23 protein-coding genes are annotated in these 23,272 nt (G+C 65.3%); 22 read left to right on the top strand and 1 reads right to left on the bottom strand.

Going from position 1 to position 23,272, the window contains the following annotated elements; translation table 11 throughout:
- Nucleotides 1-16: 16 nt before the first annotated feature.
- The 21 genes from fliL to WC739_RS00990 all read left to right on the top strand — a co-directional run bounded on the left by fliL (nt 17) and on the right by WC739_RS00990 (nt 20,336).
- A complete protein-coding gene (gene fliL / locus WC739_RS01090; protein ID WP_372951154.1) occupies nt 17-511 on the top strand; it encodes a flagellar basal body-associated protein FliL in 495 nt (164 codons plus the stop codon).
- Entirely contained in the window at nt 508-1,239 is a 732-nt protein-coding gene (fliP, locus tag WC739_RS01085) for a flagellar type III secretion system pore protein FliP (protein ID WP_372951153.1), read from the top strand. The genes fliL and fliP overlap by 4 nt, the downstream gene beginning before the upstream one ends.
- Nucleotides 1,240-1,459: 220 nt before the next feature.
- Complete coding sequence (locus WC739_RS01080; RefSeq protein WP_372951152.1) at nt 1,460-2,434, top strand: flagellin; 975 nt, start codon at nt 1,460-1,462, stop codon at nt 2,432-2,434.
- A 201-nt stretch (nt 2,435-2,635) separates the two neighbouring features.
- Complete coding sequence (locus WC739_RS01075) at nt 2,636-3,703, top strand: flagellin (protein WP_372951151.1); 1,068 nt, start codon at nt 2,636-2,638, stop codon at nt 3,701-3,703.
- 150 nt (nt 3,704-3,853) lie between these two features.
- Nucleotides 3,854-5,503, top strand: a complete 1,650-nt coding sequence (gene fliF, locus WC739_RS01070) for a flagellar basal-body MS-ring/collar protein FliF (protein WP_372951150.1) — start codon at nt 3,854-3,856, stop codon at nt 5,501-5,503.
- 3 nt (nt 5,504-5,506) lie between these two features.
- Nucleotides 5,507-6,133, top strand: a complete 627-nt coding sequence (locus WC739_RS01065) for a hypothetical protein (protein WP_372951149.1) — start codon at nt 5,507-5,509, stop codon at nt 6,131-6,133.
- On the top strand, nt 6,130-7,461 hold the full coding sequence (locus tag WC739_RS01060; protein WP_372951148.1) for a MotB family protein: 1,332 nt from the start codon (nt 6,130-6,132) through the stop codon (nt 7,459-7,461). Before WC739_RS01065 ends, WC739_RS01060 begins: the two co-directional genes overlap by 4 nt.
- Nucleotides 7,458-8,807 carry a chemotaxis protein MotC gene (locus WC739_RS01055; protein ID WP_372951147.1) on the top strand — a complete coding sequence of 450 codons (1,350 nt, stop codon included), beginning with the start codon at nt 7,458-7,460 and terminating at the stop codon, nt 8,805-8,807. The genes WC739_RS01060 and WC739_RS01055 overlap by 4 nt, the downstream gene beginning before the upstream one ends.
- Nucleotides 8,808-8,866: 59 nt before the next feature.
- A complete protein-coding gene (locus WC739_RS01050; protein ID WP_372951146.1) occupies nt 8,867-10,159 on the top strand; it encodes a flagellar hook-length control protein FliK in 1,293 nt (430 codons plus the stop codon).
- The gene (locus WC739_RS01045; RefSeq protein ID WP_372951211.1) at nt 10,092-10,676 is read left to right on the top strand and encodes a transglycosylase SLT domain-containing protein; all 585 of its coding nucleotides are present in this window, start codon (nt 10,092-10,094) and stop codon (nt 10,674-10,676) included. The genes WC739_RS01050 and WC739_RS01045 overlap by 68 nt, the downstream gene beginning before the upstream one ends.
- 213 nt (nt 10,677-10,889) lie before the next feature.
- The gene (locus tag WC739_RS01040; protein WP_372951145.1) at nt 10,890-11,558 is read left to right on the top strand and encodes a winged helix-turn-helix domain-containing protein; all 669 of its coding nucleotides are present in this window, start codon (nt 10,890-10,892) and stop codon (nt 11,556-11,558) included.
- A 79-nt stretch (nt 11,559-11,637) separates the two neighbouring features.
- Nucleotides 11,638-12,894 (top strand): flagellar hook protein FlgE, encoded by a 1,257-nt coding sequence (locus WC739_RS01035; protein ID WP_372951144.1) that lies wholly within the window; start codon nt 11,638-11,640, stop codon nt 12,892-12,894.
- Between the two features lie 27 nt (nt 12,895-12,921).
- Complete coding sequence (flgK, locus tag WC739_RS01030; RefSeq protein WP_372951143.1) at nt 12,922-14,376, top strand: flagellar hook-associated protein FlgK; 1,455 nt, start codon at nt 12,922-12,924, stop codon at nt 14,374-14,376.
- 2 nt (nt 14,377-14,378) lie between these two features.
- Nucleotides 14,379-15,419 (top strand): flagellar hook-associated family protein, encoded by a 1,041-nt coding sequence (locus tag WC739_RS01025; protein ID WP_372951142.1) that lies wholly within the window; start codon nt 14,379-14,381, stop codon nt 15,417-15,419.
- Nucleotides 15,420-15,448: 29 nt separating this feature from the next.
- Entirely contained in the window at nt 15,449-15,796 is a 348-nt protein-coding gene (flaF, locus tag WC739_RS01020; RefSeq protein WP_372951141.1) for a flagellar biosynthesis regulator FlaF, read from the top strand.
- On the top strand, nt 15,793-16,227 hold the full coding sequence (gene flbT / locus WC739_RS01015) for a flagellar biosynthesis repressor FlbT (RefSeq protein ID WP_372951140.1): 435 nt from the start codon (nt 15,793-15,795) through the stop codon (nt 16,225-16,227). Before flaF ends, flbT begins: the two co-directional genes overlap by 4 nt.
- Before the next feature lie 5 nt (nt 16,228-16,232).
- Nucleotides 16,233-16,640 carry a flagellar hook assembly protein FlgD gene (flgD, locus tag WC739_RS01010; protein WP_372951139.1) on the top strand — a complete coding sequence of 136 codons (408 nt, stop codon included), beginning with the start codon at nt 16,233-16,235 and terminating at the stop codon, nt 16,638-16,640.
- A 22-nt stretch (nt 16,641-16,662) separates the two neighbouring features.
- Nucleotides 16,663-16,929 carry a flagellar biosynthesis protein FliQ gene (gene fliQ, locus WC739_RS01005; RefSeq protein ID WP_352725357.1) on the top strand — a complete coding sequence of 89 codons (267 nt, stop codon included), beginning with the start codon at nt 16,663-16,665 and terminating at the stop codon, nt 16,927-16,929.
- Between the two features lie 185 nt (nt 16,930-17,114).
- On the top strand, nt 17,115-19,202 hold the full coding sequence (gene flhA / locus WC739_RS01000; RefSeq protein ID WP_372951137.1) for a flagellar biosynthesis protein FlhA: 2,088 nt from the start codon (nt 17,115-17,117) through the stop codon (nt 19,200-19,202).
- A complete protein-coding gene (gene fliR, locus WC739_RS00995; RefSeq protein WP_372951136.1) occupies nt 19,199-19,951 on the top strand; it encodes a flagellar biosynthetic protein FliR in 753 nt (250 codons plus the stop codon). The genes flhA and fliR overlap by 4 nt, the downstream gene beginning before the upstream one ends.
- A gap of 1 nt (nt 19,952) precedes the next feature.
- Nucleotides 19,953-20,336 (top strand): hypothetical protein, encoded by a 384-nt coding sequence (locus tag WC739_RS00990; RefSeq protein WP_372951135.1) that lies wholly within the window; start codon nt 19,953-19,955, stop codon nt 20,334-20,336.
- 105 nt (nt 20,337-20,441) lie between these two features.
- Here WC739_RS00990 and WC739_RS00985 read toward each other — a convergent pair whose 3' ends face one another.
- Nucleotides 20,442-21,854: a YcaO-like family protein gene (locus tag WC739_RS00985; protein WP_372951134.1), complete on the bottom strand. Its 1,413-nt coding sequence runs from the start codon at nt 21,852-21,854 to the stop codon at nt 20,442-20,444.
- Between the two features lie 76 nt (nt 21,855-21,930).
- Between WC739_RS00985 and WC739_RS00980 the strand changes: the two genes are divergently transcribed.
- Nucleotides 21,931-23,272: hypothetical protein (locus tag WC739_RS00980; RefSeq protein ID WP_372951133.1), on the top strand; the 1,342-nt coding region annotated here is incomplete at its 3' end.

The raw sequence follows: 23,272 nt of genomic DNA, 5'->3' as shown, positions 1-23,272 counted from the left end.
GTCGGGGAACGGCGCCGTGGCAAGTGTGGAGCAGAACCAGCCGCGCAAGGGTCCGCCCCTTGCCATCCAGGCCGGCATGCTGCTGCTGGTGACCGCCGTCGCCATCGGCATGGGGTGGCTGTCCGGCGGCTATCTCAAGAGTGCCGGAGGACCGGCGACCGTGCCAGCGGCGCCGGAAAACGCGGGCGGCGCCGAGAAGCTGGCCCCTGCCCTGACACCGGGCAGCGGTCCGACGGTCGTTGCCCTGGCGCCGATCACCACCAACCTGGCGTCTCCCGCCGATACCTGGATCAGGCTGGAGGCGTCGATCGTCTACGACGCTCCGCAATCGCAATCCATGTCGGACGACATTCAGCAGGACCTGCTGGCAATGCTGCGCACCTTGAAGATGCACCAGATCGAAGGCGCCAGCGGCTACCAGCACCTCAAGGCCGACCTCGAGGAGCGTGCTGCGATCCGCAGTGGCGGCCACGCCAAACAGGTCCTGATCCGGACATTGCTCGTCGAATGAAAAAACTCCTCGTCGCCATCGCCCTCATTGTCGCGGCCACCACCGTGGCCGCCGCCCAGCAGCTGGACCTCGGCGGCATCGGCAAGGCCGACGGCACCACCGTCGGCTACATCATCCAGATGTTCGGACTGCTGACCGTCCTGTCGGTGGCGCCCGGCCTGCTGATCATGGTGACGAGCTTCACCCGTTTCGTCATCGCCTTCTCTATCCTGCGCGCCGGCATCGGCCTGCAGTCGACGCCGGCCAACCTCATCCTGATCTCGCTGTCGCTCTTCATGACGTTCTACGTCATGGCGCCGACGTTCGATCAGGCCTGGAACACTGGCGTCAAGCCGCTGATGGACAACCAGATCACCCAGACCGAAGCCTTCGAGAAGATTTCCGACCCGTTCCGCACCTTCATGCTGCGCAACGTCCGCGACAAGGACTTCGACCTGTTCGCCGACCTCGCGCGCGAGCGCGGCCAGGTCGTAGCGCGCGACACGGTCGACCTGCGCGTCCTGGTCCCCGCTTTCATGATCTCGGAGATCCGGCGCGGTTTCGAAATCGGCTTCCTGATCGTGTTGCCGTTCCTGGTCATCGACCTGATGGTCGCCACCATCACCATGGCGATGGGCATGATGATGCTGCCGCCGACCGTGGTGTCGCTGCCGTTCAAGATCATGTTCTTCGTCCTGATCGACGGCTGGAACCTGCTCGTCGGCAGCTTGGTGCGCTCGTTCAACTGATCTGCGCCGGCACGCCGGAGGCATCTGTCGCCTGGCGCTTGCTTGACCTCGCGAAATTCGCCGCCGCGGCCGCCGCCCTTAGGTCTTTGGTAGGAACTTGCCCCTTATAGTCGCCTGGAGATGGCGGGTGATCGGACGACGATCATGGGCATGATGCCGCACCGTCATACCGGAAAAGCCGGTATGCCAAAAACACCTTTACGATCAAGGTACGCGTATCATGTCCAGCATCATGACGAACACCGCCGCGTTGACGGCTCTGCAGAGCCTTAACGCCACCAACAAATCCCTCCAGGACACCCAGGCCCGCATTTCGACCGGCTACCGCGTTTCGCAGGCGTCCGACAACGCCGCCTACTGGTCGATCGCCACCACCATGCGTTCCGACAACCAGGCAATGTCCACCGTCTCGGATTCGCTCGGCCTCGGCGCATCGAAGGTCGACACCGCCTATACCGGCATGAGCAATGCCATCACGACCATCAACACGATCAAGCAGAAGCTGGTCTCGGCCTATGGCCAGACCGACGCCGACAAGGAAAAGACCCAGACCGAAATCACCGCGCTGCAGGCGCAATTGAAGTCCTACGCCGACGGCGCCACCTTCTCGGGCACCAACATGCTCTCCGTCTCCACCGCCTCGGGCACAGCGGCCGACGTGAAGATCGTCTCGGCCTTCAACCGCGACGCCGCCGGCAAGGCGTCGATCTCGACCATCGATGTGAAAGTCGAAGGCATCAAGCTCTATGATTCCGGTGCGGCGCCGACGACCAAGGGCCTCCTCGACGCGGCCCGCCTCGGCACCACGGGCGCCATCACCGGCACGGCGCAAAACCCGACAATGGGCGCGGCTCCGGCCGCCGGCGACACCTATTCGGTCGCCACGTTGACGGTCAAGGGCGCCAGCGATGCGCAGATCGCCCAGCAGATGAACGTGGTTGACGCCGCGCTCAAGGACATGACCACTGCCGCCACCACGCTCGGCGCGGCCAAGAGCAGCATCGACCTGCAGAAGACCTTCACCTCGAATCTGATGGACTCCATCGATCGCGGTGTCGGCCAGCTCGTCGACGCCGACATGAACAAGGAATCGACCCGTCTGCAGGCGCTGCAGGTGCAGCAGCAGCTTGGCATCCAGGCGATGTCGATCGCCAACGGCTCCTCGCAGTCGATCCTGTCGCTGTTCCGCGGCTGATCCCTCCGCAGACTCCGCCTCTATGGAAGCGGGCCGCGCCACATGGCGCGGCCCGCTTTGCTTTTTTGCGCAAGCCTGGCGCAACGCTGCTTCGTTAACGCTCAAGACCATTTTAACAAGCCGTTAACCATGTTCGGTTAGTCATGGTTAACGAATAGCTTGGCCATCTGGCCATGCCGGTTTTGAGAAGGAGCAAGTTTCTTGGCGAGCATCATGACCAACGCCTCGGCGATGACGGCGCTTCAAAGCCTCAGCGCCACCAGCAAGTCGCTTGAACAAACCCAGGCCCGCATCTCCACGGGCTATCGGGTGTCTCAAGCGTCGGACAACGCTGCCTACTGGTCGATTGCCACCACCATGCGTTCCGACAACCAGGCCATGTCGACGGTCCAGGATGCGCTGGGACTGGGTGCCTCCAAGGTCGACACCGCCTATACGGGCGTCAACAATGTTCTGTCGACGATCGGCCAGATCAAGGCCAAGCTGCTCTCGGCCGTCGGCCAGACGGATGCGAACAAGCAGAAGAACCAGACCGAAATCTCCGCGCTCCAGGCGCAGATGAAATCCTTTGCCGATACGGCGACCTTCTCCGGCTCGAATTACCTGGCGGTCACGTCCAAGCAGGTCGCCGCCGCCAATGATGGCGTCCAGGCCGACGCCAAGATCGTGTCCTCGTTCAACCGCTCCGCATCCGGCGCCGTCTCCATCGGCACGATCGACATCGATGTCGAGGGCACCAAGCTGTTCGACTACGGCCTTGCCGCCGAGGTGAAGAACCAGGGCATCCTCGACCGCAAGACTTCGGTCTACAGCACCGGTGCCGCGCAGACCCAGTACGACACCGCCTATGCGGCCGCGATCGCCGGCGGCGCTACCGACATCGCCGCCAACACCGCCGGCCATGCCGCCGTCACCGGCACCCCTGCCAAGGTCGACAACATATCCGCCTACAATCTCGACATCACCGCGGCCGGCGTCACCGACGACATCATCACCCAGATGATCTCCAAGATCGACACCGTGATGGCCAAGCTGACCGATTCCGCGACCATCCTCGGTTCGGCCAAGAGCACGATCGACCTCCAGAAGACCTTCACCTCAAGCCTCATGGATTCGATCGACCGCGGCGTCGGCCAGCTCGTCGATGCGGACATGAACAGGGAATCGACAAGGCTGCAGGCGCTGCAGGTCCAGCAGCAGCTCGGTATCCAGGCGCTGTCGATCGCCAACAGCTCGTCGCAGAGCCTGCTGTCGCTGTTCAAGAACTAGCGGCAAGCCAGCGCGAACGGGCTTTCGCGCGCTCAAGAAGCCTTCGCAATTCCCCCGACGGGCCGCGCCGCAAGCGCGGCCCGATTTCATTTTCGCACAAGCTTCGGCGGGTACTGTTCGAACCGACAGTCATGCTGGAGTCGTCGAATCGTGCCGGAACAGATCCAGAGCATCATCTCGAATCTCCGTGGTTTCGGCATGAAGCGGCTGGCCATGCTGGCCGGCATCGCCGTGCTCGTGACGACCGTCATCGTCGTCGCCTCGGTCTATCTCAACCGCCCCGCCTACGAGACGCTGTATGTCGGTCTCGACCGCTCCGACGTGAACCAGATCGGCCTGGTGCTCGGCGAGGCCGGCATCGGCTTCGATGTCGGCGCCGACGGAACCTCGGTGCTTGTGCCCGCCGGCACCACGGCGCAGGCCCGGATGCTGCTTGCCGAAAAGGGCCTGCCGACCAGCGCCAACGCCGGTTACGAACTGTTCGACAATGTCGGCTCGCTCGGCCTGACATCCTTCATGCAGCAGATCACCCGGGTGCGGGCGCTGGAGGGCGAGATCGCCCGGACGATCCAGTCGATATCGGGCATCAAGGCGGCGCGCGTCCACATCGTCATGTCCGAACGCGCCAATTTCCGCCGCGACGAGCAGCAGCCTTCGGCATCCGTCGTCATCCGCTACGCCGGCATCGACACCGAGAAGAGCGCCATGTCGATCCGCCATCTGGTCGCCGCCGCCGTCCCCGGCCTGTCCGCCGACAAGGTCACCGTGCTCGATTCGAACGGCAATCTGCTCGCCTCCGGCGACGATCCTTCCAACACCAGCGCGGCTCGAACGCTCGGCATCGGGCAGACCGTCGAGGCGCAGATCAGCGACAACATCCGCCGTGCGCTGGCGCCCTATCTCGGTCCCGACAATTTCCGCGCCAGCGTCAGGGCCGACGTCAACACCGATACCCGACAGACCGAAGAGACCATCTTCGATCCCAATTCCCGCGTCGAGCGCTCGGTGCAGTCGGTGCGCGCCAACGAGAACAACAACCAGAAGCAGGCCTCGACCCCGACCAGCGTCGAGCAGAACCTGCCCGAGGCCCCTGCGACCACCAGCCCCGAGGGGCCGCAATCCTCCACGCAGAACGACCGCAAGGAAGAGATCACCAACTACGAGATCAACTCCAAGAAGATCGCGACCGTGTCCAACGGCTATACCGTCACGAAGATGTCGATTGCCGTCGTCGTAAACCAGCAGCGGCTGATGGCCATCCTCGGCAAGGATGCCACCGCCGAGCAGATCGCCAAGCGCGTCGCCGACATCCAGAAGATGGTGGTCTCCGCCACCGGCTTCGACGACAAGCGCGGCGATGTCATCGACGTCTCGGCGGTCGAGTTCATCGACGGGCTTGATGGCGAGCAGATCCCGCAGGCCGGCATGCTCGACTCGATCGGCCAGCACGCCGGCACGCTGATCAACGCCGGCGCCTTCATCGTCGTGGTGTTCATGGTCGCCTTCTTCGGCCTGCGGCCGATGGCCGCCGCGTTGAACGCGAAGGCAAGGCCGGCCCTCCCGGCGCCGAGCTTCGAAGAAGTGCAGCGCTCTCTGCCGAACCCGGAAGCAAGCGCGGCCGCAGACGGTCCAGCCGCCGGCGCCTTGCCCGGTGCGCGGCCGAGCCCGACGCCACTCGACGAGCTGCGCCAGAAAATCCGTCCCGCGCCGCAGGACAGGCTTGCCCGGATGGTCGACCTCAACGAGGAGCGCACCGCGCAGATCCTGCGCAAATGGGCCGCCCACGAAACCGCGGTGTAGTCGATGCCCTCCGCAGCCCTTTTCGACCTTCTGCCCGATTTCGGCGCGCGCACGCAGCGTGCCGTCCCGCCGCGCGCGCCCTTCGACGACCGGCAGGAGCCGGAGATGTCCAAGCCGCAAGCCGATATCGGCATGCTGATCGCCGAAGCCGTCGCCGAGGCGCAAGCTGCACTCGAGGCGCGCCTGACAAGCGAACACGCGGCGGCGCTCGAGGCTGAACGCCAGGCCAATGCCGAAGAAGCCAGGGTGTTCCTCGACAGCCTCGGCGACGATGTCGGCAAGGCCGTCCAGCTGCGCATCGATGCGATGGAAGCGCGCGTCACCGGGCTTGTCTGCGCCTCCGTCGCCCGCATTATTGGCGGCATGGTCAGCAGCGATTTGCAGAAGCGGTCGATCGAGGCGCTCGCGGTGGCCATCCACGAGGCGGTTGGCGATGCCGAGGCGGTGCGGATCGCCGTGCGCGGCCCGCTGTCGCTGTTCGAATCGCTCAAGGCATCGCTCGGGCCGCGCGCTCCCAATCTGGACTTCGTCGAGACGCCAGGCTTCGACCTCACCGTCGTCGTCGACGAAGCCGTGTTCGAAACGCGCATGGCCGAATGGGTGACGACCCTGTCCGAGGTGCTGGCATGAGCGTCGTCGACGCCGCGCACGGCCACGGGCGCGAGATCATCATCGTCAGGCGCGTCCACAACGATGATGACGAAGCCCATCATGGCGGCGTGTGGAAGATCGCCTTCGCGGACTTCATGACCGCCATGATGTGCTTCTTCCTGGTGATGTGGCTGATCAACGCCGCCAACGAGCAGACCAAGGCGGCCGTCGCCAGCTATTTCAATCCGGTCAAGCTCGTCGACCGAAATTCGAGCCGAAAGGGGCTGGAAGACCTGGGCGACGGGCCGCGCTCCGTCGGACTGACGGCCGACACGCCGCGGCAGCCGGCGGCCAAGTCCGGCCAGGACGGAGGCGCCGGCGCCGCGGATCGCAAGCAGGAGGACAAGGAAGCGGCGCGGCAGCCGAACCGTTCCGATGGCGACCTGTTCGCCGACCCTTATGCGGTTCTATCTGAAATCGCCGCCGACACCGGCGTCATGCAGAATGTCAGCCAGAAGGGCGACGGCGGCGCGCAGGCGGCCGGCCCGGCGAGCGGCGCTTCGGGCGGCGCGTCTTACCGCGACCCGTTCGAGCCGGATTTCTGGTCACAGCAAGTGGCGACGCCGGGCGCCGAGGCGACCGCCCAGCGCCCCAGGATCGAGGGCGACCCGCTCAAGCCCGGCGACAAGGCGGCGCAGGCGCAGGTGCCGAAGGTCAAGGCCGTACCGCCCGCGCCCGCCGTCGCACCGGCACAGCCGCCGGCAAAGGAGAACAAGCCGGCCGTCGCCGAACCGGCCAAGACCAGCGCCCCCGAGCCGGCCCAGCCGAAGGCGGCACAGTCGGCCCGCGCCGACGGGCCGGCGGCCACCAAGGCCGACACCGGCAAGATGGCCCCGACCGCCGCCGCGCTCGAGGCGGCGGCGAATATCAAGCGGCAGCTGGCGGATGCCTTCAAGCCGGGCGACAAGCTGCATGACGGCGTCTCCGTCGAAGCCACCGACAAGGGTGTCGTCATTTCGATCACCGACCGCCTCGATTTCGGCATGTTCGAAATCGGCTCGGCGCTGCCGAGCCGGGAACTGGTGCTGGCGATGGAGAAGATCGGCCGCATCGTCAACGCCCAGAAAGGCACGATCAGCATCAATGGCCATACCGACGCGCGGCCGTTCCGGGGCGGCGGCTACGACAATTGGCGCCTGTCGACGGCACGCGCGCATTCCGCCTATTACATGCTTGTGCGCGGCGGCGTCGACGAACGCCGCATCACCGAGGTCGCCGGCTTCGCCGACCGCCAGCCGAAGGATCCGGCCAATCCGATGGCGGCTTCCAACCGACGCATCGAGATCCTGATGGCGACCGGCGGATGAGACGGGCCGTGACCTGCCGGCTCGCCGGCCTTTTGCTGCTGGCCGTCGGGCAACCGTCTGCTGGGCATGCCGAGGATGCCTTGCAACCCTACCAGCTGGTGCGCTCGCTGCAGCTGATCCAGGACCGCATAGCGACCGGCGATCACGCCGCGATGCCGATGCAGGCAAGGCTGCTGGAAATGACCGATGCCCGCCTGCGGGCGGCGGATGGCATGGATTTCAAGGATCCCAGGAACTTTCGCGCCCTTCTGGTCTACGGCATGAGCGGCGGCAATCCGGTCACGGTCGAGGCAGCCGTGTCGCGCGCCATGGCCGACCCTCATGACCTTGCGCTCGCCAGGGCGGTGATCGACTACCTCAACGGCCGGCCCGGCGCGGCAATCGAGGCGCTCAAGCCTATCGATCCGATGGCGCTTCCCGCCGATCTCGGCGCGTTCCTGGCGCTGGTCAAGGGGTCGCTGCTTGCCGTAGGGCAGCCGGCACAGGCGCTTGTCCTGCTCGACGAGGCACGGCTGCTCAGCCCCGGCACGCTGGTCGAGGAGGCCGCGCTGCGCCGTTCAGTCGCCATCGCCGTCGCGCAGCGCGACGCGGCTCGCTTCGCTCTGGCCTCCACCCAATATGTCGAGCGCTACCTTTATTCGCCCTATGCCAGCCAGTTCGCCGACTCCTTCGTCTCCGGCGTCATCGCGCTGCACATGTCGATCAGCCAGGACAAAGTAGCCGATATCACCGCGATGATGGATCGGGAGCGCGAAAAGGTGATCTATCTGCGCATCGCCCGCCGTGCCGCGATCGACGGTCTCAACGACCTTTCGGCCTTTGCTTCGGCGCGGGCCGAAAAGGGGCGCGACGGAACCGCCGGGGACGGCGACCCACGCGCCCTCCTCTACTCCAGCCTCTCGACCCTCACCTCGGCCAGCATGGCGGACGTGCGCGCCACGCTGGGCCGGATCGATCGCGGCAGCCTGTCGGATCGCGACCGCGCCCTGCTCGATGCCGCCCAGGCCATCGCCGGGGAAGTCGTCGCACCACCGGCCGTCGCCGCCCCGGCAGTGACCCCGGTCGCTGTCACGCCGGCCTCCGTCTCCACCGGCGATGCCGCGGCCGACGCCAGCGGCCTGCCGCCGGTCGAAGGTGCGATCGCGGAGCAACCCGCCGCCGCCCCGGAAGCACAGGCCGTGGCCATGCAGGCGGCCATTCCGGCTGCGGGTGGTCGGCCGCCATCGACGGCGACAACCGCGCCGGTGGCCGCCGCCGAACCCGCCGACGAGACCGACGCCGCCATGGCGAGGACGCGCCGACAACTCGACCTGATCGACCAGATGCTTGGAGCCGCCCCCAGATGACTCGCAGCCTCGGCCCAGCAGCTCCGGACCTTGGCCCGACCCGGACGTCACACAGACCGGTGGCGGCGCAGGGACAGCGCGACGATGACGGTTTCAGCGACCTGCTCGGCGCGGCCCGGCCCGAGGCTGCCGGAGAGCCGGGATCGCGCGACCGGCATCTGGGCAAGCCCGCCACGGCCTTCTCTGGGCAAGGCGTCCGCACCAGGCAAGAATCCGCCAACGGGCGGGAAACAGGCCCGACCGGGAGGCCGGCCGTGCAAACCGGTGCCGACGACAGGGCGGCGAAGCCGCGCAAGGATCACGCCGAGGAGCCCGCCGCGGACCAACGGGACATGCCACTGCAGGACCGGATGCCGCTGTTGATCGCCTTGCAGGACCTGCGCCGCTTCTCCGCAACGGCCAACGCCTCGCGGGATGCGTCCGCCGGCGATGCGGGTCCGGCGCCCTACGAGCCGGCCGGGCTGCCGATCGCACACCGGCCAAAGCCCGCGGTCGCCCGCGAACGCGCTGAAGCCGGGCCGAAGCCGGACCCGGCCGCCCTCGCCGAAGCACAGCTGGGCGAGGTCGAGACCCCTGGCAGCGACGCGTCCGCCGCTCTGAAACGGGACAGTGCTCTTCGTGCAGCGCCCTTGCCGCACGCTCAGACCGCCGACCTGCCCGGCACGCGTCCGATGCACCCCACGCCATTGCGGCGCGGCGTCGAGGACTCCCAGCCGCCGACGCGGTCGGAGCCGACGGGGCAGGCACCGCAGCCGGGCAGGCTCGACATCATCTCGGAACAAAGCTTTCCCGCCCCGCCGCAAAGCTCGATCAGCCAGGCGGCGCTGAGCGTGATCGACGCCGTGGCCGCCGAAAACGGCAAGCATCCGGCGTTTGCGGCCACCTCCTCGGCCTCTGCACCGGCCGGATCCGTTGCCGTTTCGACACATATCCTCAAGATCGAGCTTCATCCAGCCGAGCTCGGCATGGTGACTGCCAGCCTTCGCCTTGTCGGTGAACAGCTTTCGATCGAGCTGAAGCCCGAAACGGGCGATGCCTATCGCCGGTTGTCCGTCGACAGCGAGTCGATCGTGAAAACGTTGCGCGGCCTCGGATTCGAGATCGACAAGGTTACGGTCATGCAACCATCGATTGCGGTCCCGACTGCGGCCCGTCCAGACGCAACTGCCGCATTGCCCACTCCGACATCGCGCGACCACTCGTCCTTTACACCCGGCAATCCCGGGGGCGGCAACGGTGGCGCGGGCGGCCAGCAACCAGGCCGGCACTCCGCAGGAAACCCCCATGACGAAGCAAACGGCCGCGGCACGCCGCCTTCTCGCGAGCGCGCTGGCAACGGTATGTTTATCTAGCGCCGCCAACGCCGCAGCCGCGGCGACCAACCCATGCGAGCCGGAGATCCTGCGTGCCGCCGATCGTTATGGCGTTCCTGCCGGCATACTCTACGCCGTCGGCCTGACCGAGACCGGCAAGAAGGGTAGCCTCCAGCCCAACGCCTTGAATATTGAAGGAAAAGCGATTTTCCCAAAGAGCCGGTCCGAGGCTCTCGCCGCCTTCGACGACGCCCGGCGCCAAGGCAAGACGCTGATCGATCTCGGCTGCATGCAGATCAACCATCGTTACCACGCATCGCATTTCGGCAGCGTCGAGGAGATGCTCGACCCGCGACGCAATGTCGATTACGCGGCGCGCTTCCTGGCCAGTCTTCATGCCCGCCACGAGACCTGGTCGATGGCCGTCGCCCGCTATCACGCGGGCCCCGACAACGATCCGGCGCAGAAGATCTATGTCTGCCGCGTCATCGCCAACATGGTCGCGACCGGCTTCGGCAAATGGACCGCGAACGCACGCCGTTTTTGCAACCAGTGAGTGTATCTGCCGCGCCATCGGAGCGTGCCGACCTCGCCCTATCGGCCCGACTTGGACCAGCTCCCACCCGCTCGCCGCCGTGGGAGCCGCGATAACGGAACACGGGCCGGACTCCCAAGAAAGTAGTTACAAGAAATCAAGGTTGTTCAGGATTCCCGCCGGCCGCTACCCCTCGTCACGGGGTTATTGATGGTGATTCGGGGGGGCGGGCCTATGATCGTGATCGTTGACGAGCGTGAGCTTGTAACCGAGGGATACAACTCACTTTTCGACCGCGAGGGTGTCGCCTGCGCGGGCTTCGCCTCGGGTGAGTTCGGGGAGTGGGTGAATTCCGCGGCAGACACCGACCTGCGCTCGGTCAGGGCCTTCCTTATCGGCGACTGCCGCGAGGGCTCGATCTCGCCGCGGCAGATCCGCGACCGCACCGGCGTCCCCGTCATTGCGCTGAGCGAGCAGCATTCGCTCGAGAACACCCTGCGGTTGTTCGAAAGCGGCGTCGACGATGTCATCCGCAAGCCTGTCCACATCCGCGAGATCCTGGCCCGCATCGCCGCGATCCGCCGCCGCGCCCATGAGGACGTCTCCTACACGCAGATCGGCGCCATGCGCATCTTCATGGATGGCCGCGACCCCGAGATCGACGGCCAGCCGCTCCCCCTGCCGCGCCGCGAGCGCCGCATCCTCGAATATCTGGCGAGCAATCGTGGACGCCGCGTCACCAAGACCCAGGTCTTCAACGCCATCTATGGCATCTTCGATGACGAGGTCGAAGAGAATGTCGTCGAGAGTCACATCAGCAAGCTGCGCAAGAAGCTGCGTGAAAAGCTGGGCTCCGATCCGATCGATTCCAAACGTTTCCTCGGCTACCGGCTCATCTCCTGATGCGACCTCGCACCAGCTTCGCGCAAGACAGATCGCATAGGCTCCAACCCACGGGCAGGGTCCTCTGGGAGACACGTCGATGAGCCTTTACGGAATGATGCGTACCGGTGTCTCGGGCATGAACGCGCAGGCCAACCGCCTGTCGACCGTCGCCGACAACATCGCCAATTCGGACACCACCGGCTACAAGCGGTCCACCGCTGAATTCTCGACGTTGCTGATGTCGAACACGGAGGGCCTCTATAATTCCGGCGGCGTCACCACGACGGTCCGTCCGCAGGTCAGCGGCCAAGGGGTGCTGCAATACACGACGTCGGTGTCCGACCTCGCCGTCAACGGCGACGGGTTCTTCGTCGTCCAGGACCCCAGCGGCACTACGTTCCTGACGCGCGCCGGCGCCTTCGTTCCCGACGGCCAGGGCCGGCTGGTCAATGCCGCCGGCTTCCAGCTCATGGCCTACAGCTATGACAATGGCGTGCCGTCCGCCACGGTCAACGGTTTCGAAGGGCTGGTCCCGGTCGTCATCTCCGATCAGGAAATGACGGCGTCGCCGAGCACGCAAGGCACGTTCACCGGCAACCTGCCCGCGGCCGCCACGCCGGTCGCCGCCGGCAACCTGCCGACCGACAATGCGCTGGGCTCGCAATACACGTCCAAGTCGTCGATGGTCGCCTATGACAATCTGGGCAACAAGGCCCTGCTCGACGTCTATTTCACCAACACCGGTGCCGGCACCTGGCAGGTTTCGGTCTTCGATCAGTCGAAGGCGACGGCGGGAACCTCGTTCCCCTACACGGGCGGCGCGCTGGGGTCGGCCAACCTGACCTTCGACGCCACCACCGGCAAGCTGACCGGCGCGGTCGACTCCGTGTCGCTGACCGTCCCCAATGGCAGCGCCTTCTCGCTCGATCTTTCCAAGCTGACCCAGCTGGGCACCGGTTTCACCGTCGCCGACGCGCAGGTCAACGGCAACGCCCCAGGCACCATCGACAAGGTCCAGATCAGCAAGGACGGCACTGTCTACGCCCAGTACAAGGACGGCTCGACCAAGTCCCTGTACAAGATACCGCTGGCCGATGTGCAGAGCCCCGACCAGCTCACCGCGCTCGCCGGCAACGTCTATGCGCAAAGCGCCGATTCCGGTGCGGTTCGCGTCGGCTTCGCCAACGAGGGCAAGCTCGGCTCGGTGATCTCCGGCGCGCTCGAGAATTCCAACGTCGACATCGCCGAGGAACTCACCAACATGATTGCCGCGCAACGCAGCTACACCGCCAATTCCAAGGTGTTCCAGACGGGGTCCGACCTGATGGATGTCCTTGTCAACCTGAAGAGATAAAACGGGCTCCGCCCGCGAAAGACCCGCATGTCGCTGTCCACTGCATTGAGCATAGCTCAGTCGGCGCTAATGAATACGGCGCGGCAGACCAGCGTTATCTCGCGCAACGTCTCCGACGCTTCCAACCCGGACTATTCGCGCCGCCAGGCCGTCGTCACCAGCACGGCTCCAGGGGCGCGCTCGGTCGACATAAAGCGCGCCACCAACGACCTGCTGTTTCGCCAGAACCTCGGCGCCTTGTCGGCCTGGAGCGGCCAGAGCACTCTCTACAACGGCATTGACCAGCTCGGCGTTGCGGTCAACGGCGTCGACAATGCGTCCTCGCCCTCGACCGCGATCGGCAATCTCCAGCAGGCGCTGCAGCTCTACGCAACCTCGCCGTCCAACCAGACGCTCGGCGCCGCGGCGATCGACGCGGCCAGGCAGGTGGTCAGCGCTCTCAGTCAGGGCTCGAGCGCGGTCCAGGATTTCCGCACCCAGACCGACGGCCAGATCGCCACCGCGGTGGACGACTTGAACGCGCTCCTCAGCCAGTTCCGGGATGCCAATGCGGCGGTTCAGTCGGGAACGCGGTCCGGCACGGACGTGTCCGACGCGCTCGACCAGCGCGACGCGCTGTTGAAGAAGATCGCGGACTACGTCCCGGTGTCGACCTTCACGCGCGGCGACAATGACATGGTGGTCACCACCGGCGACGGCGTCACGCTGTTCGAGACGGTCCCACGCACCGTCGGTTTCACGCCGTCCTCCGGTTACGCCGCCGGTGCGGCCGGCAACGCCGTCTACATCGACAACGTGCCGATCTCGGCCGGAACCGGTGGCAACGCCAGCGCCAGCGGCAAGCTTGCCGGCCTGCTGCAATTGCGCGATGGCGTGGCTTCGACCATGCAGAGCCAGCTCGACGAGACCACGCGCGGCCTGATCACCGCCTTTGCCGAGACGGCGCCATCGATGCCCGATGCGGCCGGCCTGTTCACATGGTCGGGCGCCCCGGCCGTGCCGGCCGCAGGCACGCTGGTGGACGGCCTGGCCTCTTCCATCCGGGTCAACGCGGCGATGGACCCGAGCGTCGGCGGCAATGCTGCGCTGCTGCGCGACGGCGGCGCCAACGGCACGGCCTATATCGTCAACAGCGGCGGCGGTGCATCCTATTCAAGCCTTCTCGTCGCCTATGGCGACCGGCTCGACAAGCCGATCGCCTTTGACCCTGCCGCCGGGCTCGCAGCGACGTCCAGTGTGTCCGACTACGCCGCCAATGCGATCGGCTGGTTCGAAGGGGTGCGCCAGCAGGCATCCACCGCGTCCGACGCCAAGGAAGCGCTGGCATCGCGCAGCGCCGAGGCGCTCTCCAATGCGACCGGCGTCAATGTCGACCAGGAGATGTCGCTGCTGCTCGATCTCGAACACACCTATCAGGCATCGGCCAGGATGATGAAGACCGTCGACGACATGATGACGGCCTTGCTCAACGCGGTGGGTTAGCCATGACTTCAGTCTCCTCGGCCGCCATCTCGAATACGATGCGCTATCAGCAGATGCGCATGCAGGCCGATCTCGTCAAAGCCCGGAAGGAAGCCTCGACCGGCAAGGTGGCCGATACGGGCCTCGCCCTCGGCGGCCGCACCGCCCAGGCAGTCACGTTTTCGCGCGATCTCGACCGGCTGAACGTCATCATCGACTCCAATGGCCTGGTCGGCGCGCGGCTGTCCTCGACGCAGACATCGCTCGGCCAGCTTTCGACCGCCGCGCAGGGCTTCCTGTCCAGCCTGACCACGGCGACATCGGGCGGTTCCTCCAACAGCCTCGTCGGGTCCACCGGCGATTCGACGATCCAGCAGCTGACGTCGATCCTCAACACCAGCGTCAACGGCGAATACCTGTTTGCCGGCACCAACACCGACGTCAGGCCGATCAACGACTTCGCCGCCGGGTCTCCGGCCAGGGCGGCGTTCGATGCCGCGTTCGCGGCGAAGTTCGGCTTCGACCAGGACGACCCCGCGGCATCAGGCATCACGGCCGCCCAGATGGACGATTTCATCACCAACGATGTCGCCCCTCAATTCACCGGCGCGGGCTGGCAGGGAACCTGGTCGAACGCGACGGACCAGCAGATCGTCAGCCGCATAGCGCTCAACGAAACCGCCCCGACCTCGACCAGCGCCAACAGCGAGGGCGTGCGCAAGCTCGCCATGGCTGCGGCCATGGTCTCCATCCTGATGTCCAGCAACATCAGCCAAGCGGCGAAAGACACCGTCATCAGCCGGTCGACAACATTGGTCGGCGAATCGCTGAGCGGCATCGGCGAGCTCCAGTCGCAGGCCGGCGTCGTCCAGAAACGCGTCTCCGATGCCACCGACCGGATGAAGACGCAGGTCGACCTGTTCGAACGCCACATCCTCGACCTGGAAGGGGTGGACCCCGCCGAGGCCGCGACCCGCGTCGCCGACCTGACACAGCACATCGAGACGTCCTTCGCGCTGACCGCGCGCCTGCAGCAGCTCAGCCTGTTGAACTACCTGACCTGACAACGCTTAACCGAACGGTAGAGCCCACCATGTACCAATTCTCCTACGCCGACATTCAGAGCAATTCCGTTGCCGACGCCAAGGACCGGGAGCGGCAACTCCTCACCCGCTCGATCGACATGCTTTCGGCGGCAGCCGTTGCCGGCCACGATTCGATGGAAGCGATCGAGGCCCTGCATTTCACCAACCGCGTCTGGACCACCTTCGTCGAGGATCTCGGCTCGAGCGACAATGCGCTGCCCAGGGAATTGCGCGCCAACCTCATCTCCATCGGCCTGTGGCTGCTGCGCGAGGCGGAAGACATCCGCCAGGGTCGTACCAGCAATTTCGAAGGGCTGATCGAGGTCTCCCAGATCATCCGGGACGGCATCCAATGAACACGCTGAAGATATCGCTGAAGCCGAACGAAAAGATCTACATTAACGGCGCCGTTATCCGCGTCGACCGGAAGGTCACCGTTGAGCTGATGAACGATGTGCAGTTCCTGCTCGAAAGCCATGTCCTCCAGGTCGACGAGGCCTCGACGCCGCTCAAGCAGGTATATTTCATCCTGCAGGTCATATTGATGAACCCGGCCGGGGCCGTCGAGGCGCGCGACCTGTTCCGGCGCTCGCTGCCGCTGCTCTTGGCAAGTTTCGAGGATGCCCGGATCTGCGCTGCGCTCAAGCAGGTCGACCGCATGGTCGGCGAGGACCGCATCTACGAGGCGCTCAAGGCAATTCGTTCGCTCTATCCGCTGGAACACCGCGCGCTGGGCGGAAATGACGATGTCGCGGCGCCCGCGCGCTCGCTAGCCGTGGGAGAATGACGACGATGAACGTTGACATGACGACGACAGTGCCGGCCGGCGCTAACCAGCCGACTGCATCGACCTCGAAGACGGCGGTCGACTACCAGTCTTTCCTGAAACTTCTGATCGCCGAGATGAAGAACCAGGACCCGACCAAGCCGATGGATTCGACGCAATACGTCGCCCAGCTCGCCACCTTCTCGCAGGTCGAGCAGTCGGTGCAGACCAACACCAAGCTCGACCAGATCATGCAGTCCTCGGCGCTGTCGCAGGCCGACGCGCTGATCGGGCGCTCGATAACCTCCGCCGACGGCAAGACCACGGGCACGGTTGCTTCGGTTCGGCTTGCCAGCAGCGGTCTCATCGCGGTGCTGGGGAACGGTACCGAGGTCCCCGTCGGCCCGGGCGTCTCGGTGAAGGCCGCAAGCTGAGGCGTGCGGCAGGACAGATCCGATGAATGAGGCCGACGCGCTCGACATCGTCCAGTACGCGGTGTGGACGGTGCTGACCGCATCGGCCCCGGTGGTGCTCGTCGCCATGGTCGTCGGCATCGGCATCGCCCTCGTCCAGGCGCTGACCCAGGTGCAGGAAATCACCTTGACCTTCGTGCCGAAGATCGTCGCCATCATGCTGGTGGTGGCGCTGACCGGCCCGTTCATCGGAAGCCAGATATCGGCGTTCACCAACGTCATTTTCGAGCGCATCCAGAACGGCTTCTGACGCCCGCCGACGTCTCGCATACCCGCACAATAAACCACCGTAGCCCGGCCGCCTGGCATGACACCCAATGCCGATATCGGCGGGACAAGGCCGGCTCCTGGCGGCCGGGCTCCCACCCTCGCGCAAGCTTGACTGCCTAGGCTGACAAGGCTGCCGCGCGGGCAGGCCAGTGATTTGGGGACGGCATGGCGGTCAGTGAAAGCATAGCGGCGGGGTCGGCGGCCAAGAACGGCCGCGACGTCTTCTTCGCCATCGGCATCGTCATCATCCTGGCCGTCCTGTTCCTGCCGATCCCGGCCTTCCTGATCGATGTCGGCCTCGCCTTCTCGATCGCGCTTTCGGTACTGATCCTGATGGTGGCGCTGTGGATCCAGCGGCCGCTCGATTTCTCCTCCTTCCCGACCGTGCTGCTCATCGCCACCATGCTGCGGCTGTCGCTCAACATCGCCACCACGCGCATGATCCTGTCGCATGGAAATGAGGGCACACACGCCGCAGGCTACGTCATCGCCGGCTTCTCCAAGCTGGTCATGGCCAGCGACTTCGTCATCGGCCTGATCGTCTTCATGATCCTGATCGTGGTGAACTTCATCGTCATCACCAAGGGCGCCACCCGCATCGCCGAGGTCGGCGCGCGCTTCACCCTCGACGCCATCCCCGGCAAGCAGATGTCGATCGACGCCGACCTGTCCGCGGGCATGATCGACGACAAGACCGCGCAGCTGCGCCGCCGTGAACTGGAAGAGGAATCCTCCTTCTTCGGTTCGATGGACGGCGCCTCTAAATTCGTCCGCGGCGACGCCATCGCCGGCCTGATCATCACCGCCATCAACATCGTCGGCGGCATCGCCATCGGCTATATCAGGCATGGCATGGGCATGGGCGAAGCCGCCGACGTGTTCATCAAGCTGTCTGTCGGCGACGGCCTCGTCACCCAGATTCCGGCGCTGATCGTCTCGCTCGCGGCCGGCCTGCTGGTCTCCAAGGGCGGCACCCGCGGCTCGACCAACCAGGCGGTCTTCGGCCAGCTCGGCGCCCATCCGCGCGCGCTTTATGTCGCGGCCTCGCTGCTGGTCCTGCTCGGCCTGATGCCTGGCCTGCCGTTCTTCCCGTTCTTTGCCCTGGCGGCCGGCATGGCCGGTCTCGGCTATGTCATCCCGATGCGCCACGATCGCGCCGTCGCCGAGGCCGAGGCACTCAAGGACCAGGAAAAGGCGACCAAGGTCGAAGAGGAGAAGAACTCGGTCAAGGCGTCGCTGGCCACGGCCGAGATCGAACTGCTGATCGGCAAGCAGCTCTCGACCCGGCTCCTGGTGTCGCATCAGGAACTGGTCTTCCGCATGGGCAAGATGCGCAAGAAATTCGCCGCCCAATATGGCTTCGTCGTGCCGGAGGTGCGTGTCGCCGACGATTTCGCCATTCCGCCGAAGAGCTACCAGATCAAGGTGCACGGCACCGTCGTGGCGGAATATCAGATGCGTGTCGGCGAGATCATGGTGCTGCTCGGCAATCGCGACCTGCCCGAGATCCCCGGCGAGGAGATCCGCGAACCGGCCTTCGGCATGCGCGCCTACTCGGTTCTCGAAACCTTCGCTGAGGACCTCAAGCGCGAGAACTATACCTTCGCCGACAACATGTCGGTGCTGCTCACCCACCTGTCCGAAGTCATCCGCAACAACCTGCCGCAACTCCTGTCGTACAAGGACATGAAGGCGCTTCTCGAGCGGCAGGACCAGGAATACCGCAAGCTGGCCGACGAGATCTGCACCACGCACATTTCCTATCCGGGGCTGCAGGCGGTGCTGAAGCTGCTGCTCGCCGAGCGGGTATCGATCCGCAACCTGCATCTGATCATCGAGGCGATCGCCGAGATCGCGCCGCATGTGCGCCGTACCGAGCAGATCGTCGAGCATGTCCGCATCCGCATGGCTCAGCAGATTTGCGGCGACCTGTCGGAGGGCGGCGTGCTGAAAGTCCTTCGCCTCGGCAATCGCTGGGATCTCGCCTTCCACCAGAGCCTTAAACGCGACGCCAAGGGCGAGGTTCGCGAGTTCGACATCGATCCGCGCCAGCTCGAGGAGTTCGGCCAGGACGCGACCAAGGCGATCAAGAAACATCTCGAAGCCGGCGAGCGTTTCGTGCTGGTCACGGCTCCGGATGCCCGCCCCTATGTACGCATGATCATCGAGCGGCTGTTCACCACCCTGCCGGTGCTCTCCCATGTCGAAATCGCCAAGGGCGTCGAGATCAAGGTGCTCGGGACCATCTCGTGAGCGTCCTCTCGCAAGGCGTCGTCATCGCGGCGTTCCTCGCCTTCTGCCGCATCGGCGCCTGCTTCATGCTGATGCCCGGCCTCTCCAGCGCCCGCGTGCCGGCCCAGGTCAGGCTGTTCGTCGCCATCGCCGCCACCGGCGGGCTGCTGGCCTTCCTCTGGGACAGCATCTTTCCCTTCGTCGACCCGCGTCCAAGCATCCTGGTGCCAATGATCGTGTCGGAACTGCTGGTCGGAGGCCTGATCGGCGCCATGACCAGGCTCTACATGGAGGCCCTGCGCTTCATGGGCTCGGCGATCGCCATGCTGATCGGCTTCGGCGGCAGCGGCGGACCGGCGATCGAGGAGCCGGAACCGCAGGCAGCCCTTGCCGCCATCATCTCGTTCTCGGCGCTGCTGATGCTCTTTGTCTTCGATTTCGACCATCAGATCGTGCGTGCCCTGGTAGCCTCCTACAAGGTCGCGCCGGTCGACGTCTTCTTCAACCCGCAGGCCGCCCTGGTCGATGTCACCGACACGGTGTCGGACACGTTCTTCCTGGTGATCCGCCTTGGCAGTCCGTTCGTCGCCTACGCCATCCTGGTCAATTTGACGATCGGCTTCGTCAACAAGCTGACCCCGCAGATCCCGATCTATTTCATCTCCCAGCCCTTCATCATCGCCGGCGGCATGATCATCTTCTATTTCGCCGTCGGCACCATGCTGTCGCAGTTCGTCGACGGCTTTGTCGACCTGACACTGGCGAGGTGACATGAGCACGCGCAAGGAACGCCTCAAGAAGCTGGTCCAAGTCCAGGAGCAGATGAAGGCTCTGCACGAGACCCGCCATGCCGGTTTCCTTGCCGCGGCCAGCACTGCCGAGGCGGAGGCCCGGGATCTCGTCGGACACTTCGATCGGGCCGATTCGCTGTCCGGCCTGTTTCCCGATCTCTACCACCGGCGCATTTCACAGGCCGTCTTGCGCCAGGACATCAACCTCGAAAGCGCACGGCAGGAGGTCGGCCTCATCGCCGCCGCGACGGCGCGCGCCAACATGGTCGAACGGGCCTACAGGGAGGTTCGCACCCGCGACGAGCGCGAGAGCGCAGACCGCGAGCGCCTCGACCTGATCGCGCAGAAGCGCCCGCAGGAGTAGCTCAGTCCCGGTTGCTCCAATAGCGGACGGGCCGGTCGCGTGATGATCGCTTGACGCTTCGGCTGAGGTGGTCGCCGGATCGGAAGCAGGCGCGCCGTGCGCCTATCAGATCAACAGCTTTCTCGCCTCTGAGAGGCCGCGCAATGCGCGGCTGGCCACGCTTGCCAGGGAAGATGAGGCGTTTCGGGCGCAGCCCAGGCGCACCTTGAAATGGGACAGCCCCTCGCAAATGGCTTTCGCCACGGGAACATCGATGTCGGGTCGCGACAAATCGGCGAACCAGACCGGCTGGCCGCAGCCCGTCTCGATTTCGCCAAGCAGATCTTCGAATTGGCATTCGCGGGCGTCTGACTGGCGGTCGGAGGGCTGGCCTGTCGCGAAACGGAAATTGCGCACGTCACCAAAACGCTTCCAGCGTTCGATCCGGCAATCCTGCGCGCCCGCCGGTCCAGGCTTCGCTCGTTTTTTCCTCTCCTCATGAGCCTGCAGGGCAGTTTCGGATTGGATCAGTTCCAGGAAGGCGGATCGCGCGGCCTTCACCATGCTGAAACCGGCCCCGAAGCCGACCGCCATGCCCTCGCCGCTGTCCTCGCAGCTGACCGCGGCAACCACCCTTGCTGCCCGGAACGAGGAAATGTCCAGCAGCCAGAGCCTGCGGCCCGTCTCCTCCCGATGCCGGCCGATGTGGTCAGGCAAGGCAGGATCGCCCAGTCCCGCTATATCCAGCCTTGTCCGCACACAGCCCCGGTGCCACCAGATTCCGGTGGCGTCCCTTTCGACGAGTTCGAGCAGGGCGCGCTTCCGTGCGTCCTCCCGCGTCGGTCCGGCCGCGCAGCCGTTGGAATCCACATTCAGGCTGGCATCGCCGAACGCCATGTCGCCGAAGCGGCCGAGGCAAAGGAATGCCGGGCAAAACGCGTTTCGGTCGCCATGAAAGGTCTCCACGGATCGCCAAAGCCCGGGATCGACCAATTGGGCCGGCGCCGGTATGACGTCCCACCCGTCCCAGGCTCGGTTGAGCCGATGCCGATTTCCGATCTGGTACGAAGAAAAACCCAGGACATTGGCCGCATCGATCCTTGTTCCGTCGCCCAGCGATGCGGTCCCGACGGAATTCCCCAAATCGACCGTACGGCAGGCCCAGCTCGAGATCTCCGCTGCCTCTCCCAGGCAAGCCAGCACCGAGCGGGCGGCATCGAAGCCTTTCCCACTCGCAGTGACCCGCTCTTGACCGCGCTCGAACGGAGCGATGTTGGACATTGCCAGGAAGCCGCCCGGGACGTCGAACACCTCGACAGCGAGGTCCAGTCCCGTTGCGAAGCGTAACAGGCGCTGGCCGTCGCCCGGCGCGGCGGCAAAGGCCGCGGCTATGCTGTCGAGGTCGCGCGAGCCGCCGTCACGAGAATGGCCGCCATCGCCGGTTGCGTCCCGGATTGTCGCGGTGGCATGGCCATGGTCCAGGCGCGACGCAAGATGTGCCCAATGCAACCCGCGCAACAGCATCTTGACCCTTTCCACGCTTTGGCTTCTGCTATTGATTACGTCAGGAAAGCGGGTCGGCACAAACCGGCCGGAGGCACGACAGCCAGCGGAGTTGACCATTACCACGGACGGCCTGGCGGTTAGGCTAATTGGCGGCTTCGAGCTTCGCAAGGACGGGGTGGCCTTGGCGCTGGGCAAGCGAAAGGCCTGCGCGATTCTCGCCTATTTGCTGTTGAGCGGCCGATCGCGTGAGACACGCGGGCGGCTTGCGGCATTGCTGTGGAGCGAACAGGACGAAGAGCACGCTCGTGGCTCGCTGCGCCAATGCATAAAGGATTTGCGGCGCCTCGAGGACGAGATCGAGCTTAGCTATCTCGCGGTCGACAAGCTGGCGCTGGGGATCGACACCAGCGCGGTCCGCTCCGACATCGACGAACTGGAGCGCGCCCTCGGCAAGCGCGACTATGACCGCGCCCTGCAATTGCTGGCCAAGGCCAGGGATGGGCTTTGCGCCGGCCTGGACGGCTGCGATCCCGTTTTCGACAATTGGCTGAGAATGCAGTCGACCATGATGACCGACCGCCTGGTGACGCGGCTCGCCGCCTGGCTCGCGGCCGAGACTGACCCCAGGCAGCGCAAATCCATTGCCGGCTGCATTCTGCAACTCGATCCGTTCTTCGATGACGCCGTTATGGAGACGATCCGGCGCGTCTGCCAGGAAAGCGGCTATTCGCGCGCGCTGAGCTTTTTCGAACGCTACGCGGCCGATCTCAAGGCCGACATGGACTTGCGGCCACCCGCCGAGATCCTTCATCTGGTGGAAACCCTCAAGCCAGGACAGGCGGGAGAAGAACGACCTGCCCCTCTGGACCCGCCGCGACGAGAACACGCTAGCCTCGTTCCCGGAAAGCCGGCGATTGCCATCATCATCGCCAGGCACGAGGCCGAGAACGAACATTTGCAGTTTGCTCTGGCGACCGAGCTCCTGGCTTCGATTTCCCGCTTCAGGCATTGGACGGCCGTATCGACGGAACTGCCGGTCAGCCGCGTCTCGTTCGGAGAGGTGCGGCGGGCGGCGGGCGACCAAGTCGACATCGGCGTCCTGATCCGTCTCATCGATTCACAAGCACCTGCCGTCTTCGAAATCACCTGCTATGACTTCCTGCGCGGTGGTGAGGCCTTCGTCCTGACAGTCCCCTCCGATCCGTCCTCCTGGCGATCCGCCTTCAACGAGGTGTGCACGCGGTTTTCCGCACGTTTGCAGATCGCCTTGTCCAGTGCCCGGCTTCACCGCATCTCGCAGGTGTCGCCAAACCATCACTCGGCTTATGATTGCTGGCTGGACGGGCAGCGGCTCTCGATTATGTGGCGCAAGGACACGGAAGAGGCGGCTATCGCACGCTACGAGGAGGCCATCCGGCTGGACCCCGACCTGTCCTGCGCCTATTCAAGCC

Source organism: Mesorhizobium sp. (assembly GCF_041661565.1).
Lineage (GTDB): Bacteria > Pseudomonadota > Alphaproteobacteria > Rhizobiales > Rhizobiaceae > Mesorhizobium.
This window is presented reverse-complemented; position numbering and strand designations above follow the sequence as displayed.